Below are 22,177 nucleotides of genomic sequence, written 5' to 3' on the forward strand. Positions count from 1 at the left end.
CATGACGAACCGACGCAAGCTCCTCGGCGGCCTCCTCGCGGCCCCGGCCCTCCTCGCCGCGCCGGCGCTGGCCCAGGCGGCCGCCGTGCTGCGCGTGGGCGACCAGCGCGGCGGCATCCAGCCGCTGATGGAGGCGGCGGGCGTGCTCAACGGCCTGCCCTTCCGGCTGGAGTGGTCCCAGTTCGCCGGGGCCCCGATGCTGCTGGAGGCGCTGAACGCGGGCGCCATCGACACCGGCGGGATCGGCGACGCGCCGCTCACCTCGGCCATCGCGGCGGGCATCCAGGCGAAGGCGGTCTCGGCCGTGCGCTCGGGCCCGGCGGTGACGGCGATGGTGGTACCGGGGGACTCGCCCGTGCGCAGCGTCGCCGACCTCAAGGGGAAGACCATCGCGACCCTCCGGGGCCAGACCGGGCACTTCCTCGTCCTCGCGGCGCTGGAGCGGGAGGGGCTGGCGGCGGATGCCGTGCGCTTCGCCTTCATCGCGCCGGACGCCGCCAAGGCCGCCCTGGCGCGCGGCGCGGTTGACGCCTGGGCGACCTGGGGCCCCTATATCTCCCTCGCCAAGGTCCAGGACGGGGCGCGGGAGATCGTGAACGGCGACGGGTTGATGAGCGGGCAGAGCTACCAGATCGCGGCCGAGGCCGCGATCGCGGGCAAGCGCGCGGCCCTCGCCGAGTTCCTGCGCCGCCTGCGCCTCGCCCGCGAATGGGGGCTGGAGAACGGGGAGGAGCAGGCGCGCGTCTGGAGCGCCGGCACGGGCTTCCCGCTGCCGGTCGGGCGGGACGTGGTGGCCGTGGCCGCCACGCGCACGATCGCCATCGACGACGGCGTGATCGCGGCCCAGCAGCGCGTCAGCGACTTCTTCGCCGGGGTGAAGGTGATCCCGCGCCCGCACCGCGTGGCGCCGGCCTTCGACAGCAGCTTCAACGCGGCCGTCTTCGCGGCCTGACGGAAAGGAAGAGAGACATGCCCGACGGCATCAGCAGCAAGCCCCAGCAGGGGCCCGGCCCCGGCTACGACTGGCGGAACAAGGGCATCCGCCACATCGACGCCTCGGCCAAGAGCTGCGACACGCCCGAGACGCTGGGGATGAACCGCGAGGTCGCCATCTCCGGCAGCCGCACCGGTTCCACCGCCCTCTGGGCCGGCACCAACCGGATCGAGCCGAACTCCCAGACCGGCCCGCACCATCACGGGCACCTGGAGAGCGTGATCTACATCATCTCCGGCACCGCCCACATGCGCTGGGGCGACCGGCTGGAATTCATCACCGAGGCGAAGGCGGGCGACTTCTTCCTCGTGCCGCCCTATGTGCCGCACCAGGAGATCAATGCTTCCTCGACCGAGGTGCTGCACTGCGCCCTCGTGCGCTCGGGCACGGAGGAGGTGGTGATCAACCTTCCCGACCTCGACATCGTGGACGAGCCGGAATGGATCCGCGAGAGCGCGACGACGGGGGATGCCAGCCATCGCTGACGAGCTTCCGGCCGGCCCCGCGCCGGCCGGCCTTCCCTCGATGGACGAGATCGACCGCAAGATCATCGGCCTGCTGCAGAATGACGCGACCCTCTCCGTCGCGCAGCTCGCCGACAAGGTGGGGCTCTCCCCCACACCCTGCTGGAAGCGCGTGCAGAAGCTGGAGACGAACGGGGTCATCACCCGGCGCGTGGCGCTGGTGGACCCCGAGAAGATCGGCGTCGGGCTGATCGTCTATGTCGCGATCGAGGCGGGGGACCACACGCCGGAATGGCTCGCCCGCTTCACCGCCGCCATCGCCGCCATGCCGGAGGTGATGGAGGCGCACCGCATGGCGGGGGAGGTGGACTACATGCTCCGCGTCGCCGTCACCGGCATGTCGGAGTTCGACGCGCTCTACAAGCGCCTCATCGCCGCCGTGCCCATGCGCAACGTCACCTCCCGCTTCGCGATGGAGGGGCTGAAATACACCACGGCCTACCCGCTGCATCGCGGCCGCTTCCGCGACCGCTCGGGGCGGGAGGGAGAGGGGTAGGGGAGGGGCAGGGTCAGGAGTGGTCAACCGGGGGGCGCCCCCGCCGTTGTGCGGGTGTTCCAACGGACCACAGGAGACCCCGAATGAGCGTTTTCCGCTCCATCATGTCCAAGATCTTCGGCCACCCGGCCGCGGCCGCCCCGGCCGATGCCGGCAGCCCGACCCCGGGCACGACCAGCCCGGCGGCCGGGGATGCGGGCGGCATCGGCACCATGTCCGCCCCCGCCGCCACGCCCAGCACCCCCGCCGCGGGCCAGGCTCCGGCCGGTGGCGGCGCCGGCAGCGTGGACGTGGAGGCCGTGCTGACCGACCTGGCCTCGAAGAACCCGCAGAAGCTGAACTGGCAGACCTCCATCGTGGACCTGATGAAGCTGCTGGACCTCGACAGCGGACTCGGCGCCCGCAAGGAGCTGGCGGGGGAGCTGGGCTACACCGGCAGCACCGAGGACTCCGCCTCGATGAACATCTGGCTGCACAAGCAGGTCATGCAGAAGCTGGCTGAGAACGGCGGCAGGGTGCCGGACAGCCTGAAGGGCTGATCCTCAGAGGCTGGCCGCAGGGCGGGCGGTGGCGGCGCGGGCCGCCAGCGCCTCGCCCAGCGCCGCCGCCTCGCCGAGGGAGGTGACGATGGCCTCCGCCGGGCCTTCCTCGCGCAGCGCGGCCAGCATCGGGCTGTCGGAGGGCGCGTCCCACAGCCCGACCATCACCTTCGCCTCCGGCAGCTGCCGCGCGATGCGGCGCAGGAAGTAGCGCAGCCCCGCCACGCTGTTCCCCTCCTCCAGCACGGAGAGACAGACGAGGCGGACGAGGCCGGGATCGAGCTGCCCGAGATTGGCCGTCTCCAGCACCGCGCTCGTCTCCGCCCGCGCGCCCAGCCCGGCGCGATGGAGGACGAGGCCGGCGAGCCGGGCCGTGAGGTCATCCAGCGGGCCGCGGCCTGCGATGCAGACCACCGCGCCCTCCGCGCGCCAGGGCTCGGGCAGGGAGGCAGTGCCGGCCGGGGCGTCACCGAGGTCGGACAGGTCGTCCAGCAAGGTGCCGACCTGCGCGCGGATGATCTCCAGCCGCTCCGGCTCCAGCGCCTCCCGCGCCCAGTCGGTCTGGGCGAGGGCGATGCCCTGGAGGGCCACGGAATCCCCATAGGCGGCGAGGCTCGCGCCCGGCTCGGCCAGGATGTCCCGCGCCTGGTCCACCAGCCCGTCCGCATCGCCCTCCAGCGCGCGCTGGTAAAAGCTCTCCTGCGGCTGGAGCGGCGGGCGGTCCCCCAGCATGACGTCGAAGAACTCGAAGCGCGGGACGTGGCGGCCGAGCACGACGAGGCCGACCGTCAGCGGCGTCGCGATCAGCAGCCCGATCGGCCCCCAGAGGAAGGCCCAGAAGGTGGTGGAGAGCACGACGGAGAGCGGCGAGAGGCCGGTGCGGCGCCCGAAGAAGAGCGGCTCCAGCACCTGCCCCATCACCGCCCCGCCGACGAGGAAGACGGCCAGCACGGTGATGGCCAGCGTCCAACCGGGGTCCACCGCTGCGGCGAGCAGCAGCGGCGGGCCGACCGCGATGGGCGTGCCGATGAAGGGCACGAAGCGCATGAGCCCGGCGAGGATGCCCCAGAGGAAGGGGCTGGGAAGCCCGATCGCCCAGAGAAGGGCTGCGATGAACACCGCATAGCCCGCATTCAGCGCCACCTGGGCGAGGAAGAGGCGCGAGAGCCGGGCGGCGGCGTCGTTCATTGCCGTCATCGTCCGGTGCAGGTCGCGCGAGCCGGCGAGGCGGATGGCGCGGTCCCGCAGGTCCTCCCGGTAGAGCAGGGTGAGGACGGTGAAGATGATGACGAGCCCCGCCGTGGCCAGCGGGTGCAGGATCGGCCCGAGGACGGAGCCGAGCACGCTGAGCAGCGCCCGGTCGGTGCGGGGCGGCGCGACGACGACGGTGCCCGCCGCCCCGCCCGGCAGCTCGGGCGGCGGCTCCAGCGGCCCGCCGATGCCCAGCCCGCTCATCAGCGCCTCCGCCCGTCGCAGCAGGTCCCCAAGGCCGCTGAGGGCGCCGAGCTTGGCGCGCAGCGTGGCGGCATAGCCCGGCAGGTCGGCCACGAGGTCCGCGGCCTGGGTGCCGATGGCGGCGAAGATGCCGCCGATGAGGGCGAAGGCGATGAGCACGGCGGCGAGCACCGAGAGCCCCTTGCCCAGCCGCAGGCGCTGGAGCGCGCGGGCCACGGGCGCGAGGACGAAGGCGAGCAGCACCGCCAGCACCAGGGGCACCAGCACGTCCCGGCCGTAGGAGATGGCCGCGACGACGATGGCGGCCGAGACGAGCATGGCGGCCCCCGCCACGGGCCCGCCGGCCGGGCCGGGCGGGGCGGGGGGGAGGCGTCGGTCAGGCAGGGCCATGCGGCGCGGCTCGTTCCATTCCGAAGAGGTTGGGCCATTCGTGAAAAGCTGGGCCGGCCGGGGTGCCACGCCGCCCCGCATCCCGCCACCCCCTCCGCGCGTTGCGCGCGGGAACGTCATCGCGCGCGGCGGGCGGCTTCGGGGGAAGCCGGGCGCCGCGCAGCAAGGAACCGCTGTGCCCGAACCCATCCGCGCGCCCGATACCCCGAACGGCCCGGCTCCCGGCCCCGCCCGGCACGGGCGCTCGCGCCTGCCGCTCCTCGCCGCGCTGCTCGCCCTCGTCGCCCTCGTCTCGGGCGGGGTCAGCCTCGTGCTGAACGACCGCGACGCGGACAGCGTCGCCGCCGGCAACGAGACGGTGGTGGCGCTGGAAGGCGTGATCTCCGCGATGAAGGACGTGGAGACGGGGCAGCGCGGCTACCTCCTCGTCGGGCGGGAGGAGTTCCTCGATCCCTACAATGCCGGTCTTCAGGCCGTGGAGGAGCGGCTGCGGGCGGTGGAGGCGCTGCGCGTGCCCGCGGGCCTGCCGCCCGCGCCGCGACTGCGAGAGATCGCCGCCCAGCGCGTGGCGCTGGCGGAGAGCGCCGTCGTTTCCCGGCGCAACGGGGACGCCCCGGCCGCCCTGGCCATGGTGGAGGCCGGGCAGGGCCGGTCCGCCATGGATGCCCTCCGCACCGAGGTCGCGAGCCTCCAGCGGCAGGCGCGGGACCGCGTGGACTGGCTGAACGGGCGGAGCAACACGCGCGCCCTCTGGCTCGGCGGGATCTCGCTCGGCGCCGCGCTCCTCGCCTGCGCGCTGCTCGGCCTCTACGCCGTCTCGCGCCGGCGGGCGGAGCGGAAGGCGAACGCGCTGCTCGACGCGGTGATGACCAACGCGCCGATCGGGCTCGGCTTCATCGGGCGCGACCTCTCCATCACCAACGCCAACCGTGCCATGACCGAGATCGGGGAGCGGATGACGGGGATCGAGGCGGGCAGCCCGGGCGCGCTGGCCGCGCTCTCGGCGGCGATGCGGGCGCGGATCGAGCCGAGGCTGCGCGCCGTGCTCGATGGCGGGCGCGCGCAGTCCGACGTGCAGATCGAGATCTCCCCGGCGGACCGGCCGGAGGAGAAGCACCACCTCCTCGCCACGCTCTTCCCCGGCACGCAGGGCGCGGACGGCGCGGGCGAGGCGGCCGGCGTCATCCTGATGGACATCACCCGCCGCCGCCGCGCGGAGGATCGGCTGCGCCGCAGCGAGGCGCGCTTCCGGACCCTCGCCAACGCCCTGCCGCAGCTCGCCTGGCAGACCGACGCGAAGGGCGAGGTGGAGTGGTACAACCACCGCTGGTTCGAGTTCACCGGGCTGACCGCCGATGAGCTGAAGGGCTCGGGCTGGTCCCAGGTCCATCACCCCGATCACGTCGAGCGCACGGTCGGGAGCTTCCGCCGCGCGGTGGCGGCCGGCGAGCCTTGGTCTGAGTCCTTCCCGATGCGGGGCGCGGACGGGGAGTACCGCTGGTTCCTCGGCCGCGGCGTGCCCATCCGCGACGAGCCGGACGAGGAGAACCCGGAGGGCGCGATCCTCGGCTGGTTCGGCACGAACACCGACATCACCGACATGCGCGAGGCGCAGGAGGAGGCGACGCTGGCCCGCGAGGCGGCGGAGGATGCGAACCGCGCGAAGAGCCAGTTCATCGCCAATATGAGCCACGAGCTGCGCACGCCGCTCTCGGCCGTGATCGGCTACTCCGAGATGCTGGAGGAGGAGGCCGCCGACATCGAGGGCGGCGAGGTGCTGACGAAGGACCTGCAGAAGATCGGCGCCAACGCGCGCCACCTTCTCTCCCTCATCAACGACGTGCTGGACCTCTCGAAGATCGAGGCGGGGCGGATGGAGACGCATGCCGAGGACTTCGAGGTGGAGACGCTCGTCTCCGAGACGGTCTCGACGGTTCAGGCGCTGATGGCGCGCAAGTCGAACACGCTGGAAGTACGCCTGCCGCCGGACCTCGGCACCATGCACTCCGACCAGGTGAAGCTGCGCCAGTGCCTGATCAACCTTCTTTCCAACGCGAGCAAGTTCACCGAGGGCGGCACGGTGACGCTCTCGGCCGAGCCGGGGCGGGACGCGATGGGGCGGCGCGAGATCGCCTTCCGCGTCTCCGACACCGGCATCGGCATGACGCAGGAGCAGCTCTCCCGGCTCTTCACGCGCTTCACCCAGGCGGACAGCTCCACCACCCGCCGATTCGGCGGTACGGGGCTGGGCCTGGCCATCACCAAGGCCTTCTGCACGCTGCTGGGCGGCAACATCGCCGTGGAGAGCGAGCAGGGGCGCGGCACGACCTTCACCATCCGCGTGCCGGTGGACATGCGGGAAACCGGGCCGGAGCCGGAGGCGGAGCAGCCCATCTCGACCCTGCCTGAGGGCGAGGCCGGAATGGCCGGGCTCGTGCTGGTGGTGGACGACGATCCCGCCTCCCGCGAGCTGCTGTCGCGTTTCGTTGTGCGGGACGGATTCGCCGTCCGATGCGCGTCCGACGGCGAGGAAGGGCTGCGCCTCGCCAAGCAGCTCCGCCCCACCGCCATCCTGCTCGACGTGATGATGCCGCGCATGGACGGCTGGTCCGTCCTCACCGCGCTGAAGGCGGACCCGGAGCTGGCCGAGGTTCCCGTGGTGATGGTCTCGATCGTGCAGGAGCGGGCGCTCGCCGTCTCGCTCGGCGCCGCTGACTATCTCATCAAGCCCGTGCAGTGGCACCGGCTGCGGACGGTGCTGGACCGCTACCGCGCTCCTGGCGCCGCGCTCGTGGTGGAGGCGGATTCCGAGCCACGCGCGGAGCTTCGCGGCCTGCTGGAAAGCGAGGGCTGGACCGTGGAGGAGGCCGCGAACGCGGAGGCCGCCATGGCCCGGATCGCCCGCCCCGATCCCGCGGCGGCGCCGATCGGGCTCGTGCTCGTGGCGGTGCCGGGGCCGGAGGGGGACGGCCTTAGCCTCGTCCACCAGCTCCGCCGCAACGAGGCCTGGAAGAGCATCCAGGTGATCGCGCTCGCGGGCGGCGGGGTCGCGCCGGCCGAGCTGGAAGCGCTGCGCGGCCAGGTGCGACAGGTCCTGCCCGCCGATGACGAGCCGCCCGAGGCCCTGCTCACCGAGCTTCGCCGCATCACCGAGGCGCGCAAGGGAATGGCATCCGGGCAACAAGGGAACCCGCCGCCCCCGGCATCGTTGGAGCCGAAGACGGAGAGCGCATCGCCATGACGAAAATCCTTCTGGTGGAGGACCATGAGGAGCTGTGGGATTTTCTTTCCCGCCGCCTGCGCCGCCGCGGCTTCGACGTGGTGCTGGCCCATGACGGCCAGCAGGGCGTGGATCTCGCGGCAGCCGAGCGGCCGGACGTGATCCTGCTCGACATGAACCTGCCCGTGATGGATGGCTGGACCGCCGCGCGGATGATCCGGGAAAATCCCGATACGAAGGGGATTCCCATCATCGCCCTGACCGCGCATGCCATGTCGGGGGACCGGGACAAGATGATCGCGGCCGGCTGCGACGACTACCATCCCAAGCCCGTGGACTTTCCCCAGCTGCTCTCGCAGATCGACGCCGCGATGCTGGCGGCCGAGGGATAGGGGCCGCGCGTCCTCGCGAGGTTGCGACCGCGCTGGGTGAGCAGAAAGTTTGACGAAGCGCCGCGCTGCGCGAGAGTCGCCGGACGCCGATTCGCGGATCGGCCCGACCGGAAAGGACTGGCCCGATGCACAGAACCCTCGCCGCTGCGGCCCTGACCCTCCTCGGGGCCTGTTCCAGCCCGAACCCGCCTCCCGCGCCCATGACGGAGGTGCCGATGCGCGCGCCGGCCACGCCGCCCGCGAATCTGCTGGTGGGGTTGCCCGGCGTCGCTCCCCTCCCGCGCGCGCTGCGGGCCGAGCTGACGCGCGGGGCGGAGGCAGTTTGCGCGCCGCTCGTGCGCACGGTGCTGGACCCCGTGGGCGAGGACCGCTTTCGCTTGCTGCTGGATGCTCCGGGCTTCGTGGTGACGCGTGAGAGCGTGCTGCGCCGCACAGCCGGCGGCCCGCCCGGCGCGCCGGAGCTGGCGCTGGACGGTGCGAATAATGGCCGCTGCGATTATCTTTTCAGAACGTTGTAGCCGCGGGAGCAACGACACCCGCGAGGTGCACCGGAAAAGGCGCCCCGGCCCTGAAGCCGGGGCGCCGGCCCGTTCCTAGCCGAAGAGGAAGTGATCGGCGGTGAGGTCGGCGACCTTCGCGTGCTGGATCGTCAGGTTCTCGCCATTCCCGAGACGGACGATCACGTTGTCGCCCGACTGCTGGAAGCGCCAGGACAGGTCGGAATAGCTGTCCAGCCCCGTGCCGTAGCCCTTCAGCTCCACCACATCGCGCTCCCACGACCTGAAGTCGGTGATCGTGTCCGACCCTTCGCCGCGGTTGATGATGAAGCGGTCATCGCCGCCGCCGCCGGAGAGCGTGTCGTTGCCCCCGCCGCCGACCAGGCGGTCGTTGCCGCCCATGCCGTTCAGCACGTTCGGGGCGGCGTTGCCGGTGAGCGTGTTGGCCAGCCCGTTGCCCGTGGCGGTCGCCCAGCCCGTGCCGGTGACGATGAGGTTCTCCACCTCGGAAGGAAGCACATAGCTGCCGAGCCAGGTGCGAACCGTATCGGTGCCCCCGCCGGAGGACTCCGTCACGACCGTAGAGGACGAGTTCACCTCGTAGGTGTCGTTCCCGGCGCCGCCCGCGAGGTTCTCGCCGCCATTGCCGGTAAGGACGTCGTTGCCCGAGGTGCCGGTCCGCGAGGTACCATTGCCGGCGCTGCTGGCGGTCGTGCTCGGCGTGCTGGTCGTGGGGCTGGCGGCAGGCATGGCCGCGGGCGTGTCGTCCCCGTTATCGCCGAAGAGGGACTTGTACACCGCGCCGGCCGCCGAGATGCCGCCGTCGGACATGGCCGTGACCTTGTCCATCGTCACGTTCCAGTAGCTCTCGTAGGCGACGTTGTGGTCGTTGAACCACTCCTTCACGAGCCTGATGTACTCGCCGGCATTGTTGGAATCGATGCCCCATTCGGAGTAGGCCGTCTGCTTGCCATGGGCCTTCGCGAAGTTCTCAAGCCATTGCAGGCCGTACTTCGCGTCACGCGCCGCTTCGAACGCCTTCACCGGATCCCAGCCCTGGTAGTCGGGAGACCAGTAGAAATCCATGCCGACGACATCGACATAGTTGTCGCCGGGATAGGCGGTGGCGGGGTCCATCCCACCATGGGCGTAGTTGACGTTCCACTCGAACTTGAAGCGGTCCGACACCTCGCGGAAGCTGTCGACGAACTCGCGGAAGGCGGAGACGAAGTCCTGGGACTTGCCAACCGCGGACCACTTGAACCAGTCTCCGTTCAGCTCCCATCCCGTGCGGACGTAGATAGGATCGCTGTCTCCCGCACGGGAGTTCAGGAGCGATTGGGCAACCGAGCGATAGTAGTTGTTGTAGGCGCCCGTTCCTGCCTGCGCGAGGGATGCGCTGCCATCCGTCACGATGAGGGACACGGACCACAGGACTTCTTCGTTGATTCCGCGCCAGAGGTCGTTCGCCGCCCAGTTCGCGCTGCTGGTGTAGTCTCGCCAGTTCGAGAAGCCCACGACGCCATGCACGGCATCGACCTCGCTTCCGAGCCAGTTTTCGAAACTCTGCAACGCGCTCTTCGAGTTGCCGACATACACACCCGTCAACGTCATCCAATCGTCCTCGTAAGCTGGTTCGTCGGTCTTAGGTGTCGAGGAACCGTGAGTCAAACTTTTGATAGTTGGTGTAACCGTCTCGAAAAAGCATCGATGCGTTCTTCTACATGCCTTTGCGTGATCCGTGCGCGATCGCGTGGATGCACTCGCCCGCCTATGTTCCTCGCGCCAATCGTGAAGGATCTTCAAACATCATGCCCGTTCAGGCGCTATGCGAGGGAGCGGAGGCACTGCGAATGACGGACGAGTCCATGACGCCCGGTGAGGGCGCGGCCGAGGCGGCGATCGGGGCGGCGGGATACCCGGTCGAGCCGCACGAGAGGGCGCCGCTGCTGCGCGCCTTGTCGCGCATTCCTTCGCCCGGCGCGGAGGATGTCCGCCACGCGCTCTGCGAAATCCGGCGCAGGGGCTGGGCCGCGCGCATCACGGAACTCGCGCATCGTGCGGGCCGAGCCTGGATCTCGGCCGCCGACGCGCGCGCCGCGGCCGCCGCGATCATGAGTCCCGACGCGACGGAGGAAGCGCTGCTCGCGGCCCTCGGCGCGGTGACGGCGACGCGTCTGCGCGACGCCGGGCCCGACGCGGAGGCCGCGCTCCGGGCGGTGATGGAGGGGATGGCGGATGCGGGCGGCTCGCTCTCCATCGAGCAGCTGGACGATCTCGCGCGCAGCGTCGCAACCGCCTGGGACCTCGATCCCGAGCACGCCAGGCGCTTCCGCAAGACCGCGATCCAGGCCGAGGAACGCCGACGCCATGAGCTGCGGGAGGCGCAGCGCGCCGCACGGGAGAGGCGGCGCGAGGAGGTGCGGCGGCTCCGTGAGTGGGAGCGCGGCCTCGTCGATATCGAGGACGTGCCGGGGCTCCTCGGCTGCACGCCGAAGGAGGCGCAGCGCTGGGTGACGGCGGGGCTCGTCCCTGTCGCGCGACGCATTCCCGCCGGGCGCGGGGGCAAGGGCGAGAGACGGCAATTCGACCCCGCCGTGCTCGCACCGCTGCGCGCCGAGGTTGCCGGTTGGCGGAGTGCAGAGCGGGAGGCGGGCGATGCGCGGCGCGGCGCGGGCGAGCGCGGCGGGGGGCTGGCGGCGCCCGCCATCCCGGGTGGCCGGGCCGCGAATGCCGCCGTCGCGCGCGTCGCCGCGCTGGACCGCTATGCCGGGCATTTCGCGACGGCGCGCGCGCTCGACCGCCGCATCACCCTCGTCACCGGCCCGACCAATTCCGGCAAGAGCCATACGGCGCTGGACAGGCTCGCCAGCGCGGAGAGCGGCCACGCGCTCGCCCCGCTGCGCCTGCTCGCCCACGAGTTCCGCGAGGCGCTGGAGGCGCGCGGCGTCGCCGCCTCCCTCTCCACGGGGGAGGAGCGCATCCGCGTGCCCGGCAGCCGCCATCTCGCGGCGACGGTGGAGATGTGCCCCTTCGGCGATCCCGTCGATGTCGCCGTGGTGGACGAGGCGCAGATGCTGCACGACCCCGATCGCGGCGCGGCCTGGACCGCAGCCATCATGGGCGTGCCGGCGCGCGAGGTCTTCGTGCTCGGCGCGCCGGAATCCGTGCCGATGGTGCGGCGGATCGCGAAGCTCTGCGGCGATCCCGTGGAGGAGGTGTCGCTCCAGCGCAAGTCGCCGCTGGTAGCAGCGCGCAACCCCGTGGCGCTCGGCGATCTCGGCCCCGGCGACGCGCTCGTCGCCTTCTCCCGCCGGGATGTCCTCCAGTTCCGCGAGGAGCTGATCAAGCGCGGGCGGCGCGTGGCGGTGGTCTACGGCGCGCTCAGCCCCGAGGTGCGGCTGGCCGAGGCCGCGCGCTTCCGCAACGGAGACGCGGACATCCTCGTGGCCACGGACGCGATCGGCATGGGGCTGAACCTGCCGATCCGGCGCGTGGTCTTCTCCGCGCTTCGCAAGTTCGACGGCACGGCCTCGCGCGATCTCAAGGCGCAGGAGGTGAAGCAGATCGGCGGCCGTGCAGGGCGCTACGGCCAGCACGAGGAGGGGATCGTCGCCGTGCTCGCCGGCGCCGGCAGCCCGGGCTTCGTGCGCGGCATGCTGAGCGCCCTGCCCGAATCGCCGGCGGACCTGCGGCCCCAGGTGCAGCCGGACGCGGCCATTGTCGCGGCGGTGGCGGCCGAGATCGGGTCGGACAGCCTCTTCGGCGTGCTCGCGCGCATCAAGCGCGCCGTGCTGCGGCGGGACGACCCGAACTACCGGCTGGCGGACATGACCCAGCCGCTCGCCATCGCCTCCGCCATCGACGGCATTCCCGGCCTGTCCCTGCTCGACCGCTGGACCTACGCGACCTGCCCGGTGGACGAGCGGGACAGCGGCGTCGCCCGCCTCTCGCGCTGGGCGATGGAGCACGGCGCCGGCCGCCCCGTGTCCCCGCCCGAGGCCGGGCACCTGCCCCCGCCGCACCGCGCCGCCGGCGGCCCGGTGCTGGAGAAGGCGGAGAAGGTCTACAAGCGGCTGGTGGCCTGGCGCTGGCTCTCCCTTCGCTTCCCCGACGCCTATCCCGACCGCGAGGCGGCCCAGGGCGAGAGCGACCGGCTCGATGCCTGGATCGAGGAGGTGCTGCGCCACCAGCGCCGCGGTCGTTCCGTGCACGCGGCCTGATCCCGGCCCGACGAGGCGCGCCCTGCGGCGTTACACCCCCTCGGGGGGCGCGGTCGGCGCCCGGAAGGCTTGGAGGCACAGGGATGGACGGGGCGGAAGAGGGCGGGATCCGGATCCTCCGGCGCGAGGTGCTGGTGAAGGAGCACTATCGGCTGGAGAGGATCTTCTTCGAGCAGCCGGGGAAGGGCGGCGAGCGGCAGGAGCTCCGGCGCGAGGTCTACTACAACGGCCCCGGCGCGGCGGTGCTGCCGCTGGACCCCTCGCGGCGCACGGTGCTGCTGGTCCGCCAGCTCCGCATCCCCGCCCTGGTGAACGGGGACGGGCCGAAGCTCATCGAGACCTGCGCCGGGATCGTGGAGGAGGGCGACAGCCCCGCCGAGACCGTGCGCAAGGAGGCGGAGCAGGAGATGGGGTACCGGCTTCACGACATCCGCCAGGTCTTCGCGCTCTACACGAGCCCCGGCGCCTCCGCCGAGAAGCTGTACTTCTTCACCGCCCGCTACGGGGCGGAGGACCGGGTCGGCGGCGGCGGCGGGCTGGAGGGGGAGGGGGAGAGCATCGAGGTGCTGGAACTGCCGCTCGACGAGGCCTGGAGGATGGTGGAGGCCGGGGAGATCATCGATGCCAAGACCGTGCTCCTCCTCCAGCACCTGCGGCTGGCCGGATGACCGCCACTCCCCGCGCGCCATGCGGCCGGCGCCGACGGATGCGGGCGCTGCGTGGCGGCACGCGCCCGGCAGGGGCCGGGCATTGGACAGGGCAGGGGCAGGCGTCCTATCCCGCAGATCCCTCCCTGCTCCTGAACGCCCCCAGTCCCCGGGCGCGGAGCTTGCATCGCGCCCGCCCCATCCCGTTCCCGACCGCACGGTGAAGCCCGACCCATGCCGCTCCACGTCGCCCTGACGCACCGCACCTCCTACCGCTACGACCGGCCGGTGCAGATCGGCCCGCAGACCATCCGGCTTCGCCCGGCGCCGCACGCGCGCACGCCGGTGCTGTCCTACGCGCTGAAGGTCGAGCCCGAGGGGCACTTCATCAACTGGCAGCAGGACCCGCAGGGCAATTTCCTCGCCCGCGTCGTCTTCCCCGAGCGGGTGACGCATTTCGACGTCACCGTGGACCTGCTGGCCGACATGGCCACTATCAACCCCTTCGACTTCTTCCTGGAGCCGCAGGCCGAGACCTGGCCCTTCACCTACGACCCCGTGCTGGAGACGGAGCTGGCCCCCTTCCGCCGGCTGGAGGAGGCGGGGCCGCTGATGCGCGCCCTGCTCGACGAGATCCCGCAGGAGGAGGGGCAGCCCACGGTCGGGATGCTGGTGGGGCTGAACGGGCGGCTGCAGGGGAAGATCTCCTATGTCGTCCGCATGGAGCCGGGCGTCTGGTCGCCGGAGGAAACGCTCGGCCAGTGCAAGGGCTCCTGCCGCGACAGCGCCTGGGTGCTCGTGCAGGCGCTGCGCCATCTCGGCTTCGCCGCGCGCTTCGTCTCGGGCTACCTCATCCAGCTCGTGCCCGACGTGAAGCCGCTGGAGGGCGCACAGGGACCGACCGAGGACTTCACCGACCTCCATGCCTGGGCGGAGGTCTACCTTCCCGGCGCCGGCTGGATCGGGCTGGACCCGACCTCGGGCCTGCTGACGGGCGAGGGGCACATCCCGCTCGCCGCGACGCCCGAGCCGTCCTCCGCCGCGCCGATCAACGGGCTGGTGGAGGAGAGCAAGGCGGAGTTCGACGTCTCCATGTCCGTCCGGCGCGTGCGGGAGACGCCGCGCGTGACGAAGCCCTATACCGAGGAGCAGTGGGCCGCGATCCGCGCCCGCGGCGAGGAGGTGGATCAGGCTCTCCGCGAGGGCGACGTGCGGCTGACCTTCGGCGGCGAGCCCACCTTCATCGCGGCCGCCGACATGGACGCGCCGGAGTGGAACACCGCCGCCCTCGGCCCGACCAAGCGCGCCCTTGCCGGCCGCCTGCTGCGCCGCCTCGCCGCGCGCTGGTCGCCCGGCGCCGCGCTGCAATACGCCGTGGGCAAGCACTATCCCGGGGAGCAGCTTCCGCGATGGGCGCTCTTCTCCCACTGGCGGGCGGATGGCGAGCCCGTCTGGCGCAACCCCGATCTCCTCGCCTCCGACGACGACAGCGGCGACGCGACGGCGGATGATGCCGCCCGCTTCGCGACCCTCCTGGCCGAGCGGCTGCAGGTCGATCCCGGCCTCGTCACCCCGGCCTATGAGGACATCCACTACTTCCTCTGGCGCGAGCACCGCCTGCCCGCGAATGTCGTGGCGGAGGACGCCAGGCTGCGCGATCCGCTGGAGCGCGCGCGGCTGGCCCGCGTCTTCGGGCAGGGCCTTGCCTCCCCCGTGGGCAGCGTGCTGCCGATCCGGCGCGTGATGCAGGGCGGCGCGCGGCGCTGGCAGTCCGGCCGCTGGTTCCTGCGGGACGAGCATCTCTTCCTCGTTCCCGGCGACAGCTCGATCGGCTTCCGCCTGCCGCTGGAGAGCCTGCCCTGGATGTCCGAGGAGGATGCGGAGCGGAACTTCGAGGCGGAGCCAGACCCCTTCGCGCCACGCGCGCCCCTGCCGCCGCATCCCGCCCTCGCCCAGCGCCACGGGGGCAATGGCCTGCATCCCGCCGCGGGGCTGCACCACGTCTCGCCCGAGGCGCCGGCCGGCGCACCGGGGCCGCGTCAGCAAGCCTTCGAGCGCGTGCCCGGGGTCGCCTGGGGCAACAGCATGGCCGGCGGCGCGGAGGGCTTCCGCCCCGTGCCGCAGCGCCCGCCGGAGGTGGGGGAGAGCGATCCCGGCCTGGTCCGCACCGCGCTCACCGTCGAGGCGCGGGGCGGCATCATCCACGTCTTCTTCCCGCCGCTCTACGAGGCGGTGGACTGGCTCGACCTCGCCGCCGCCGTGGAGGCGACCGCGGAGGAGACCGGGCGCAAGGTGATGCTGGAGGGCTACCTGCCCCCGCGCGACCCGGGGCTGCTGAGCTTCTCCGTCACCCCCGATCCCGGCGTGATCGAGGTGAACGTCCACCCCTCGGCCTCCTGGAACGAGCACGTCACGCGCACTGAGGAGCTGTACGAGGAGGCGCGCAACACCGGCCTGGCCGCCGAGAAGTTCATGCTGGACGGGCGCCATGTCGGCACGGGCGGCGGCAACCACGTGGTGATGGGCGGCGCCTCCCCGGCGGACAGCCCCTTCCTGCGCCGGCCGGACCTACTGAAGTCGCTGCTCGGATTCTGGCACAACCATCCCAGCCTCTCCTACCTCTTCGCCGGCCTGTTCATTGGCCCGACGAGCCAGCATCCCCGCGTGGACGAGGCGCGGATGGACAGCGTGGCGGAGCTGGAGGTCGTCTTCTCCCGCATCCGCGCGGGGGAGGAGACGCCGCCCTGGCTGGTGGACCGGCTGTTCCGCAACCTCCTCGTGGACATGACGGGGAACACGCACCGCACCGAGTTCTGCATCGACAAGCTCTACGCGCCCGAGAGCAGCTCCGGCCGCCTCGGCCTCGTGGAATGGCGCGCGGCGGAGATGCCGCCGCATGCGCGCATGGCGGCCGCGCAGGCGCTGCTGCTGCGCTCGGCCGTCGCGGCCTTCTGGAAGCATCCGTACGAGCGGCGCCTCGTGCGCTGGGGCACGCGGCTGCACGACGAGTTCATGCTGCCCCATTATGTCGAGCAGGACTTCCACGACGCGCTGGAGGAGCTGTCGGCCATGGGCTGCCCGCTGGAGCGGGAGTGGTTCGCCCCGCACCTCGCCTTCCGCTTCCCGCTGATCGGCGAGGTCTCCCTGCGCGGCACCGGGATCGAGCTGCGCCACGCGCTGGAGCCCTGGCATGTGCTGGGCGAGGAGTCCGGCCGCGGCGGCACGGTGCGCTATGTCGACAGCTCAACCGAGCGCGTGCAGGCGCGGGTGACGGGCTGGGTCGAGGAGCGCTACCTCCTCTCCTGCAACGGACGGGCCGTGCCGTTGATGCCCACCGAGCGGCAGGGCGAGTATGTCGGGGGCGTGCGCTTCAAGGCCTGGGCGCCGCCCTCGGCGCTGCATCCCACGGTGCGGGCGCAATCGCCCCTCGTCTTCGACCTCTACGACCGCTGGACCGGGCGCAGCCTGGGCGGGATGACGCACCACGTCTCCCATCCCGGCGGGCGCAACTACGAGACGCTGCCGGTGAACGCGAACGAGGCCGAGGCACGGCGGCGCATCCGCTTCCTGCCCTTCGGCCATACGCCAGGCCCAATGGCGGAGCCGCCGCTGACGATCCTGCGCGAGGCGCCGCGCAGCCTCGACCTCCGCCGCGCCGCGGGGTGAATCCCGCCCCCACCCCCGCCGCGGCGCCCGGCCGCGGCGGGGATGTTTCTACCCGTTGCCGGCGGGCATCTCGTTCCCGCGGACGAGGTCGTGGATGAAGCCGAGCTTCGTGATCACCGCCGGCGACAGCACGAAGGGGTAGAGGTCCGGCTGGCCCATGCTGCGGTTGAGGCTGTTCACCGCGAAGGCGAGGGGCAGCCAGTCGTCGATGATGCGGGTGATGTCGCCTTCCTTGTAGGGGTCGTAGTCGATCTTCGCGTGCAGCATCCCCGTGTTGTCGAGCTTCGGCTGCACCCGGAGGCCAAAGGAGGAGGCGGTCTCCAGCGTGTCGACGATGTGCAGGTAGTGCGCCCAGGTCTCCGCGAAATCCTCCCAGGGATGGGTCGTCGCATAGGCGCTGACATAGCTGTCCTGCCAGTTGGCCGGCGGGCCCTCGGCGTAGTGCTTCTGCAGCGCCTGCTCGTAGCTGATGCTGTCATCGCCGAAGACGGCTCGGCAGGCGTCGAGCTTGCCGCCGTCCCGGACGAGCTTGTCCCAGAAGTAGTGCCCGACCTCGTGGCGGAAATGGCCGAGCAGGGTGCGGTAGGGCTCGCCCATGTTCTTGCGCCGCGTCTCGCGCTCGGCGTCGTCGGCCTCCTGCAGGGCGATGGTGATGAGGCCGTTGTCATGCCCCGTCATCACCTTCGGGCCGCTCGGGTCGGGCGAGTCCGCCAGGAAGTCGAAGGCGAGCCCCTCCGGATCCTCGTTGCGCGTGGCGAGCGGCAGGCAGAAGCGGACGAGGGTGTAGAAGAGCCGGTGCTTGGCAGCCTCCAGCTTCCGCCAGGCCTGGAGGTTGTTATCCAGCGTCGTATCGGGGACGGTGCGGTTGTGCCGGCAGGCGGCGCAGTAGCTGTCGGGTGAGTCTGCCGGGATCGTCCAGTTGCAGACATCGAATTCCGCATTCGCGCAGAAGCGCCGCGTGCGATCGGGGGAGGCGAGCGGCCGCCATTCCTGTCCCTGCTGATCCACGGCGGAGAGCTGTGCCCTGTCGGGGAGGTAGCCGAGCCGGAACTTGCAGCGCTCACAACGCGTATTCTCGAAGTAGAGCAGTTGATCGCAGTTCTGGCACCGGAAGAGACGCATCGGTCGTACCTTCGCAACAGAGGCAGGCGTTGGAGGCTACAAACGCGACGGTCCCGCATCTGTTGCGGGCCCCCCGCTTCCGGAGCAGCGGAATGCCTTCATTCCCGGGTAACGGGTGAAATCCAGCATGATTTTGCCTATAATTAGTGCAATAAACCTATAAATTGTTCCATACCGGATTGATGCAGGCAGAAACGCCGATTCTGACGGCATCCGTGTGCTTGCGAAGCTGCTCCGACCCGTGATGAGAATTGGCCGGGGCGATCTGCAATGGCGCAGGTCACCGGATGCCCCGATCGGCGACCCGGCGGTCCAATGGCGGCCCGCCTCCCGGCTCCCCTGGGGAGCCCTGGAGTGCGTGCGTGCCCAATCGCGTCCTGCGTATCGGCTACGTCCCCCTGACCGATGCCGCGCCCCTGCTGGTGGCGGAGACGCTCGGGCTGTTCGGCCAGCACGGCGTGCAGGTGGCGCTCTCCGAGGAGTCCGCCTGGGCGGCGGTGCGGGACCGGCTGGCCCATGGCCTGCTGGACGGCGCCCATCTCCTCGCGCCCATGCCGATCGCCATGGCCAGCGGGCTGGGCGGCGTGCGCGCGACGCTCTCCGTCGGCGCAGGGATCGGCCGCAACGGCAACACCTTCACCCTCTCGCCCGCGATCGCCGAGGAGGCCGGGCTGGATGCCGACGGCACGCCGCTCTCCGCCAGCGCCTTCGCCGCCCTCGTGCGGCGCCGCGCCGCCGCAGGAGAGGCGCCCTTGCGGCTGGCGGCGGTGTTCCCCTTCTCCTCCCACCACTATCTCCTGCGCCACTGGCTCGCCGCTGGTGGCCTGGATCCGGACCGTGACCTCCGGCTGATGGCGGTGCCACCCCCTCGCACGGCGCGGGCCCTCGCTGCCGGGGAGATCGACGGCTTCTGTGCCGGCGAGCCCTGGGGCAGCCACGCCGCGGCGCTCGGCGTGGGACGCGTCGCGCTGACGGGCGGCGACATCTGGCCCGACCATCCGGAGAAGGTGCTCGCCTTCCGGGAGGGCCTGCCCGCCGAGGCCGCCGTGGCCGTGACCGCCGCCGTCATCGCCGCCGCGCGCTGGCTCGACGACCCCGCCAATCACGAGGACGCCGCCCGCCTGATGCAGGAGCGCGTCTTCCCCGGCATGGCGCGCGAGACCGTGCGCCTCGCCTTCGGCGGCCTGGTTCCCACGCTGCGCGGCACGCGCGCGCTGGCAGCACCGATGCGCTTCCGCGCCGCTACCCTGGCCCGGCCCGAGGTGGCCGCCTGGTATCTGGGGCAGATGAGACGCTGGGGCCACGTGCCCGCGGGCGTGTCGGATGCCGAGGCTCTCTTCTCCTACGACGACGCGATCTGGCGCTCCGCCGCATCGCTGCTCGGGGAGGGGGAGCCTGGAATGGTTGATCTGCCGGAGGAGAGAGCAGCGTGAGCATTGGTCGCAGAGAGGGTCTGGCCGCAGCGGCGGCGCTGTTCGCCGCGGCCCGCGGGGCGTTGCCGCGCGGCGCCTTCGCGCAGGGATCGACGGCGCCCGAGGTCCGTCGCGCGGTGCTCGGCTACATCGCGCTGACGGATGCGGCGCCGCTGATCATCGCGAAGGAGAAAGGCTTCTTCGCCAAGCACGGCATGCCCGATGTCGAGGTCTCGAAGCAGGCGAGCTGGGGCGCGACGCGGGACAACCTCGTGCTCGGCGGTGGATCGGGCGGGATCGACGGCGCGCATATCCTGACGCCCATGCCCTACCTGATGCACACCGGCCGGATCACGCAGAACAACCAGCCCGTGCCGATGGCGATCATGGCGCGGCTGAACACCAACGGCCAGGCGATCTCGGTGGCCGAGAAGCACAAGGCGCTCGGCGCGCGTCTGGACGCTGCCCCTCTTCGCCGCGCGCTCACGCCCGAGAGCAAGGTCGCCATGACCTTCCGGGGCGGCACGCACGACCTGTGGATCCGCTACTGGCTCGCCGCCGCGGGCATCGATCCCGACCGCGACCTGCAGACCATCGTGGTGCCGCCGCCGCAGATGGTGGCCAACATGAAGGTCGGCACGATGGACGCCTTCTGCGTGGGCGAGCCCTGGAACGACCAGCTCGTGAACCAGAAGCTCGGCTACAGCGCGATCGTCACGGGCGAGCTGTGGCGGGACCACCCGGAGAAGTCCTTCGCCCTGCGCGGCGACTTCGTGGCCTCGAATCCCCGCGCCGCGGAGGCCCTGACCGCCGCGGTGATCGAGGCGCAGCGCTGGTGCGACGCCGATGCCAATAAGCAGGAGATGTGCGCCATCGTCGGCCGCCGCGCCTGGTTCAACGTGCCCGTCACCGACATCATCGACCGCAGCCGGGGCAACATCGACTACGGCGATGGCCGCAAGGTCGAGAACTCGCCCTTGCTGATGAAGTTCTGGCGCGACCACGCCTCCTACCCCTTCCAGAGCCACGAGCGCTGGTTCCTGACGGAGGACATCCGCTGGGGCGTGCTGCCGGAAAGCACGGATACGGCGAAGCTCGTCTCCGAGGTCAACCGCGAGGGAATCTGGCGCGCCGCCGCCGAGCGCGCGGGCGTTCCGGCTTCCGAGACGCCGCGCGGCACGAGCCGCGGGCGCGAGACCTTCTTCGACGGCAAGGTCTTCGATCCCGAGGACCCCGCCGCCTATCTCGCCTCCCTCGGCATCAAGAAACCTGGCGGCTCCTGAGGAGCGAGGCGACGTCGCCCTATGTTCGGGGCGCCTCGCCGGAGTTGCTGGCGGGCAGTACGGCGCCGCAAGGGCCGACGCTGGCGCTGATCAGCCATGCCTTGGTCCTGGCGTAACCCATGCCTCGGGAGGAGCCCCTGCGCGATGCGGCTTGAGGAAGCGGTCCGGCCTGAAAAAACCGGGCACGGCGAGACCCGGCACGGCGAGGCGGAGACGGACGCGGCGGAGCCCGAGCACCCCTTCGCCCCCTATATCCGCACCCTCGGCCGCGGCCCCGGCCGCTCCCGCTCCCTGACGCGGGAGGAGGGGAGGGAGGCGCTGCGGATGGTGCTGGCGGGGGAGGCGGACCCGATCCAGGTCGGCGCCTTCCTCATGCTGCTGCGCTATCGCGGGGAGGATCCGGAGGAGATCACCGGGCTGGTCGAGGCCGCGCGGGAGGCGGTGGGCGCCGGCCCCGCGCCTGCCGGGCATCCCGGGGTGGATCTGGACTGGCCCTCCTACGGCTCGGGCCGCACGCGCGGGGCGCCCTGGTTCCTGCTGGCGGCACTGGCGCTCGCCCGGGCGGGGCACCGGGTGCTGATGCACGGCTCCAACGCCTTCACCTCCGGCATGCCCGTGCTGGAGGCGCTGCCGCTGCTCGGCCTCCTCCCCGCCCGCAGCCGGGCGGAGGCGCTGGAGGGGGTGGCCGCCACCGGCTTCGCCTACCTGCCGCTCCGTGCCATGTGCCCGCGGCTGGACGGGCTGCTGCACCTGCGCTCGCTTCTCGGGCTGCGCTCGCCGGTCAACACGGTGGCCCGCCTCATCAACCCCGCCGACGCGCCGGCCGGCGTGGACGGCGTGTTCCACCCTCCCTACATCGCCGTCCATCTCGGCGTGGCGGAGCGGCTGGCGCGGCCGCGCCTGCTCGTGGTGAAGGGCGGCGGGGGAGAGGCGGAGCGGGGGCCGGGCAAGCCGGTCGCGGCCCATCTCCTCGCCGGCGGGGAAGCGGAGGTGATGACCCTGCCGGCCCTCACCGAGACCCGCGCGACGAGTGCGGAACTCCTGCCCCTCTGGCGCGGCGAGGCGCGGGACCCCCATGCCGAGGGAACGGTGATCGGCACCATCGCGCTCGCCCTCCTCGCCATGGGGCGGGAGAGCGTGCCCGAGGCGGCCGACGCCGCGGCCCGCGCCCTGTGGGAGCGGCGGCACGGCTGAGGCCGGGACTCGCCTCCCCCGGCTGGCTAAGGCCGGGGCTTGCCCCCGTTTGGTGAAGGCCGGGGCTTGCCCCGGCGCGGCATCGGGGGCAGGACCGGGGGCGGAGAGACGGAAGGGAACGTC

The 22,177-nt window shown here is 71.9% G+C and carries 16 protein-coding genes; 13 read left to right on the forward strand and 3 right to left on the reverse strand.

Annotated elements, in window-relative coordinates:
- The first annotated feature begins 1 nt into the window (after nucleotide 1).
- From FHS87_RS05095 to FHS87_RS05110, 4 genes are all read left to right on the forward strand, one after another.
- On the forward strand, nucleotides 2–952 hold the full coding sequence (locus tag FHS87_RS05095) for an ABC transporter substrate-binding protein (protein ID WP_184514543.1): 951 nt from the start codon (nucleotides 2–4) through the stop codon (nucleotides 950–952).
- Nucleotides 953–969: 17 nt separating this feature from the next.
- Complete coding sequence (locus tag FHS87_RS05100) at nucleotides 970–1,479, forward strand: cupin domain-containing protein (protein WP_184514545.1); 510 nt, start codon at nucleotides 970–972, stop codon at nucleotides 1,477–1,479.
- Nucleotides 1,463–2,014: an Lrp/AsnC family transcriptional regulator gene (locus FHS87_RS05105; RefSeq protein ID WP_281394304.1), complete on the forward strand. Its 552-nt coding sequence runs from the start codon at nucleotides 1,463–1,465 to the stop codon at nucleotides 2,012–2,014. Before FHS87_RS05100 ends, FHS87_RS05105 begins: the two co-directional genes overlap by 17 nt.
- An 83-nt stretch (nucleotides 2,015–2,097) precedes the next feature.
- A complete protein-coding gene (locus FHS87_RS05110; protein WP_184514547.1) occupies nucleotides 2,098–2,553 on the forward strand; it encodes a DUF3597 domain-containing protein in 456 nt (151 codons plus the stop codon).
- A gap of 3 nt (nucleotides 2,554–2,556) precedes the next feature.
- Here the strand turns inward: FHS87_RS05110 and FHS87_RS05115 are convergent, their stop codons facing one another.
- Nucleotides 2,557–4,398, reverse strand: a complete 1,842-nt coding sequence (locus FHS87_RS05115; RefSeq protein ID WP_184514549.1) for an AI-2E family transporter — start codon at nucleotides 4,396–4,398, stop codon at nucleotides 2,557–2,559.
- 175 nt (nucleotides 4,399–4,573) lie between these two features.
- On the opposite strand from FHS87_RS05115, the gene FHS87_RS05120 reads away from it, so the two are divergent.
- From FHS87_RS05120 to FHS87_RS05130, 3 genes are all read left to right on the forward strand, one after another.
- Complete coding sequence (locus FHS87_RS05120; RefSeq protein WP_184514551.1) at nucleotides 4,574–7,639, forward strand: response regulator; 3,066 nt, start codon at nucleotides 4,574–4,576, stop codon at nucleotides 7,637–7,639.
- Nucleotides 7,636–8,010, forward strand: a complete 375-nt coding sequence (locus tag FHS87_RS05125; protein ID WP_184514553.1) for a response regulator — start codon at nucleotides 7,636–7,638, stop codon at nucleotides 8,008–8,010. The genes FHS87_RS05120 and FHS87_RS05125 overlap by 4 nt, the downstream gene beginning before the upstream one ends.
- 125 nt (nucleotides 8,011–8,135) lie before the next feature.
- Nucleotides 8,136–8,528, forward strand: coding sequence for a hypothetical protein (locus FHS87_RS05130; protein ID WP_184514555.1), 393 nt, complete (start codon nucleotides 8,136–8,138; stop codon nucleotides 8,526–8,528).
- Between the two features lie 75 nt (nucleotides 8,529–8,603).
- Here the strand turns inward: FHS87_RS05130 and FHS87_RS24160 are convergent, their stop codons facing one another.
- Nucleotides 8,604–10,121 carry a glycosyl hydrolase gene (locus FHS87_RS24160; protein ID WP_184514558.1) on the reverse strand — a complete coding sequence of 506 codons (1,518 nt, stop codon included), beginning with the start codon at nucleotides 10,119–10,121 and terminating at the stop codon, nucleotides 8,604–8,606.
- 239 nt (nucleotides 10,122–10,360) lie between these two features.
- On the opposite strand from FHS87_RS24160, the gene FHS87_RS05140 reads away from it, so the two are divergent.
- The 3 genes from FHS87_RS05140 to FHS87_RS05150 all read left to right on the forward strand — a co-directional run bounded on the left by FHS87_RS05140 (nucleotide 10,361) and on the right by FHS87_RS05150 (nucleotide 17,043).
- Nucleotides 10,361–12,730 (forward strand): helicase-related protein, encoded by a 2,370-nt coding sequence (locus FHS87_RS05140; RefSeq protein WP_184514560.1) that lies wholly within the window; start codon nucleotides 10,361–10,363, stop codon nucleotides 12,728–12,730.
- A gap of 83 nt (nucleotides 12,731–12,813) precedes the next feature.
- Nucleotides 12,814–13,398, forward strand: coding sequence for an NUDIX domain-containing protein (locus FHS87_RS05145; protein ID WP_184514562.1), 585 nt, complete (start codon nucleotides 12,814–12,816; stop codon nucleotides 13,396–13,398).
- A 213-nt stretch (nucleotides 13,399–13,611) separates the two neighbouring features.
- Entirely contained in the window at nucleotides 13,612–17,043 is a 3,432-nt protein-coding gene (locus FHS87_RS05150; RefSeq protein WP_184514564.1) for a transglutaminase family protein, read from the forward strand.
- Nucleotides 17,044–17,091: 48 nt separating this feature from the next.
- On the opposite strand, the gene FHS87_RS05155 is transcribed toward FHS87_RS05150, so the two are convergent.
- On the reverse strand, nucleotides 17,092–18,165 hold the full coding sequence (locus tag FHS87_RS05155; RefSeq protein ID WP_184514566.1) for a zinc-binding metallopeptidase family protein: 1,074 nt from the start codon (nucleotides 18,163–18,165) through the stop codon (nucleotides 17,092–17,094).
- Nucleotides 18,166–18,527: 362 nt separating this feature from the next.
- Here FHS87_RS05155 and FHS87_RS05160 point away from each other — a divergent pair, with 362 nt between their 5' ends.
- From FHS87_RS05160 to FHS87_RS05170, 3 genes are all read left to right on the forward strand, one after another.
- Nucleotides 18,528–19,598: an ABC transporter substrate-binding protein gene (locus tag FHS87_RS05160; RefSeq protein ID WP_184514568.1), complete on the forward strand. Its 1,071-nt coding sequence runs from the start codon at nucleotides 18,528–18,530 to the stop codon at nucleotides 19,596–19,598.
- On the forward strand, nucleotides 19,595–20,860 hold the full coding sequence (locus FHS87_RS05165; protein WP_184514570.1) for a CmpA/NrtA family ABC transporter substrate-binding protein: 1,266 nt from the start codon (nucleotides 19,595–19,597) through the stop codon (nucleotides 20,858–20,860). The genes FHS87_RS05160 and FHS87_RS05165 overlap by 4 nt, the downstream gene beginning before the upstream one ends.
- Nucleotides 20,861–21,004: 144 nt before the next feature.
- Entirely contained in the window at nucleotides 21,005–22,054 is a 1,050-nt protein-coding gene (locus tag FHS87_RS05170; protein WP_184514572.1) for a glycosyl transferase family protein, read from the forward strand.
- The last annotated feature ends 123 nt before the right edge of the window (nucleotides 22,055–22,177 follow it).

The sequence above is a fragment of the Muricoccus pecuniae genome, assembly GCF_014199205.1.
GTDB classification, from domain to species: domain Bacteria; phylum Pseudomonadota; class Alphaproteobacteria; order Acetobacterales; family Acetobacteraceae; genus Roseomonas; species Roseomonas pecuniae.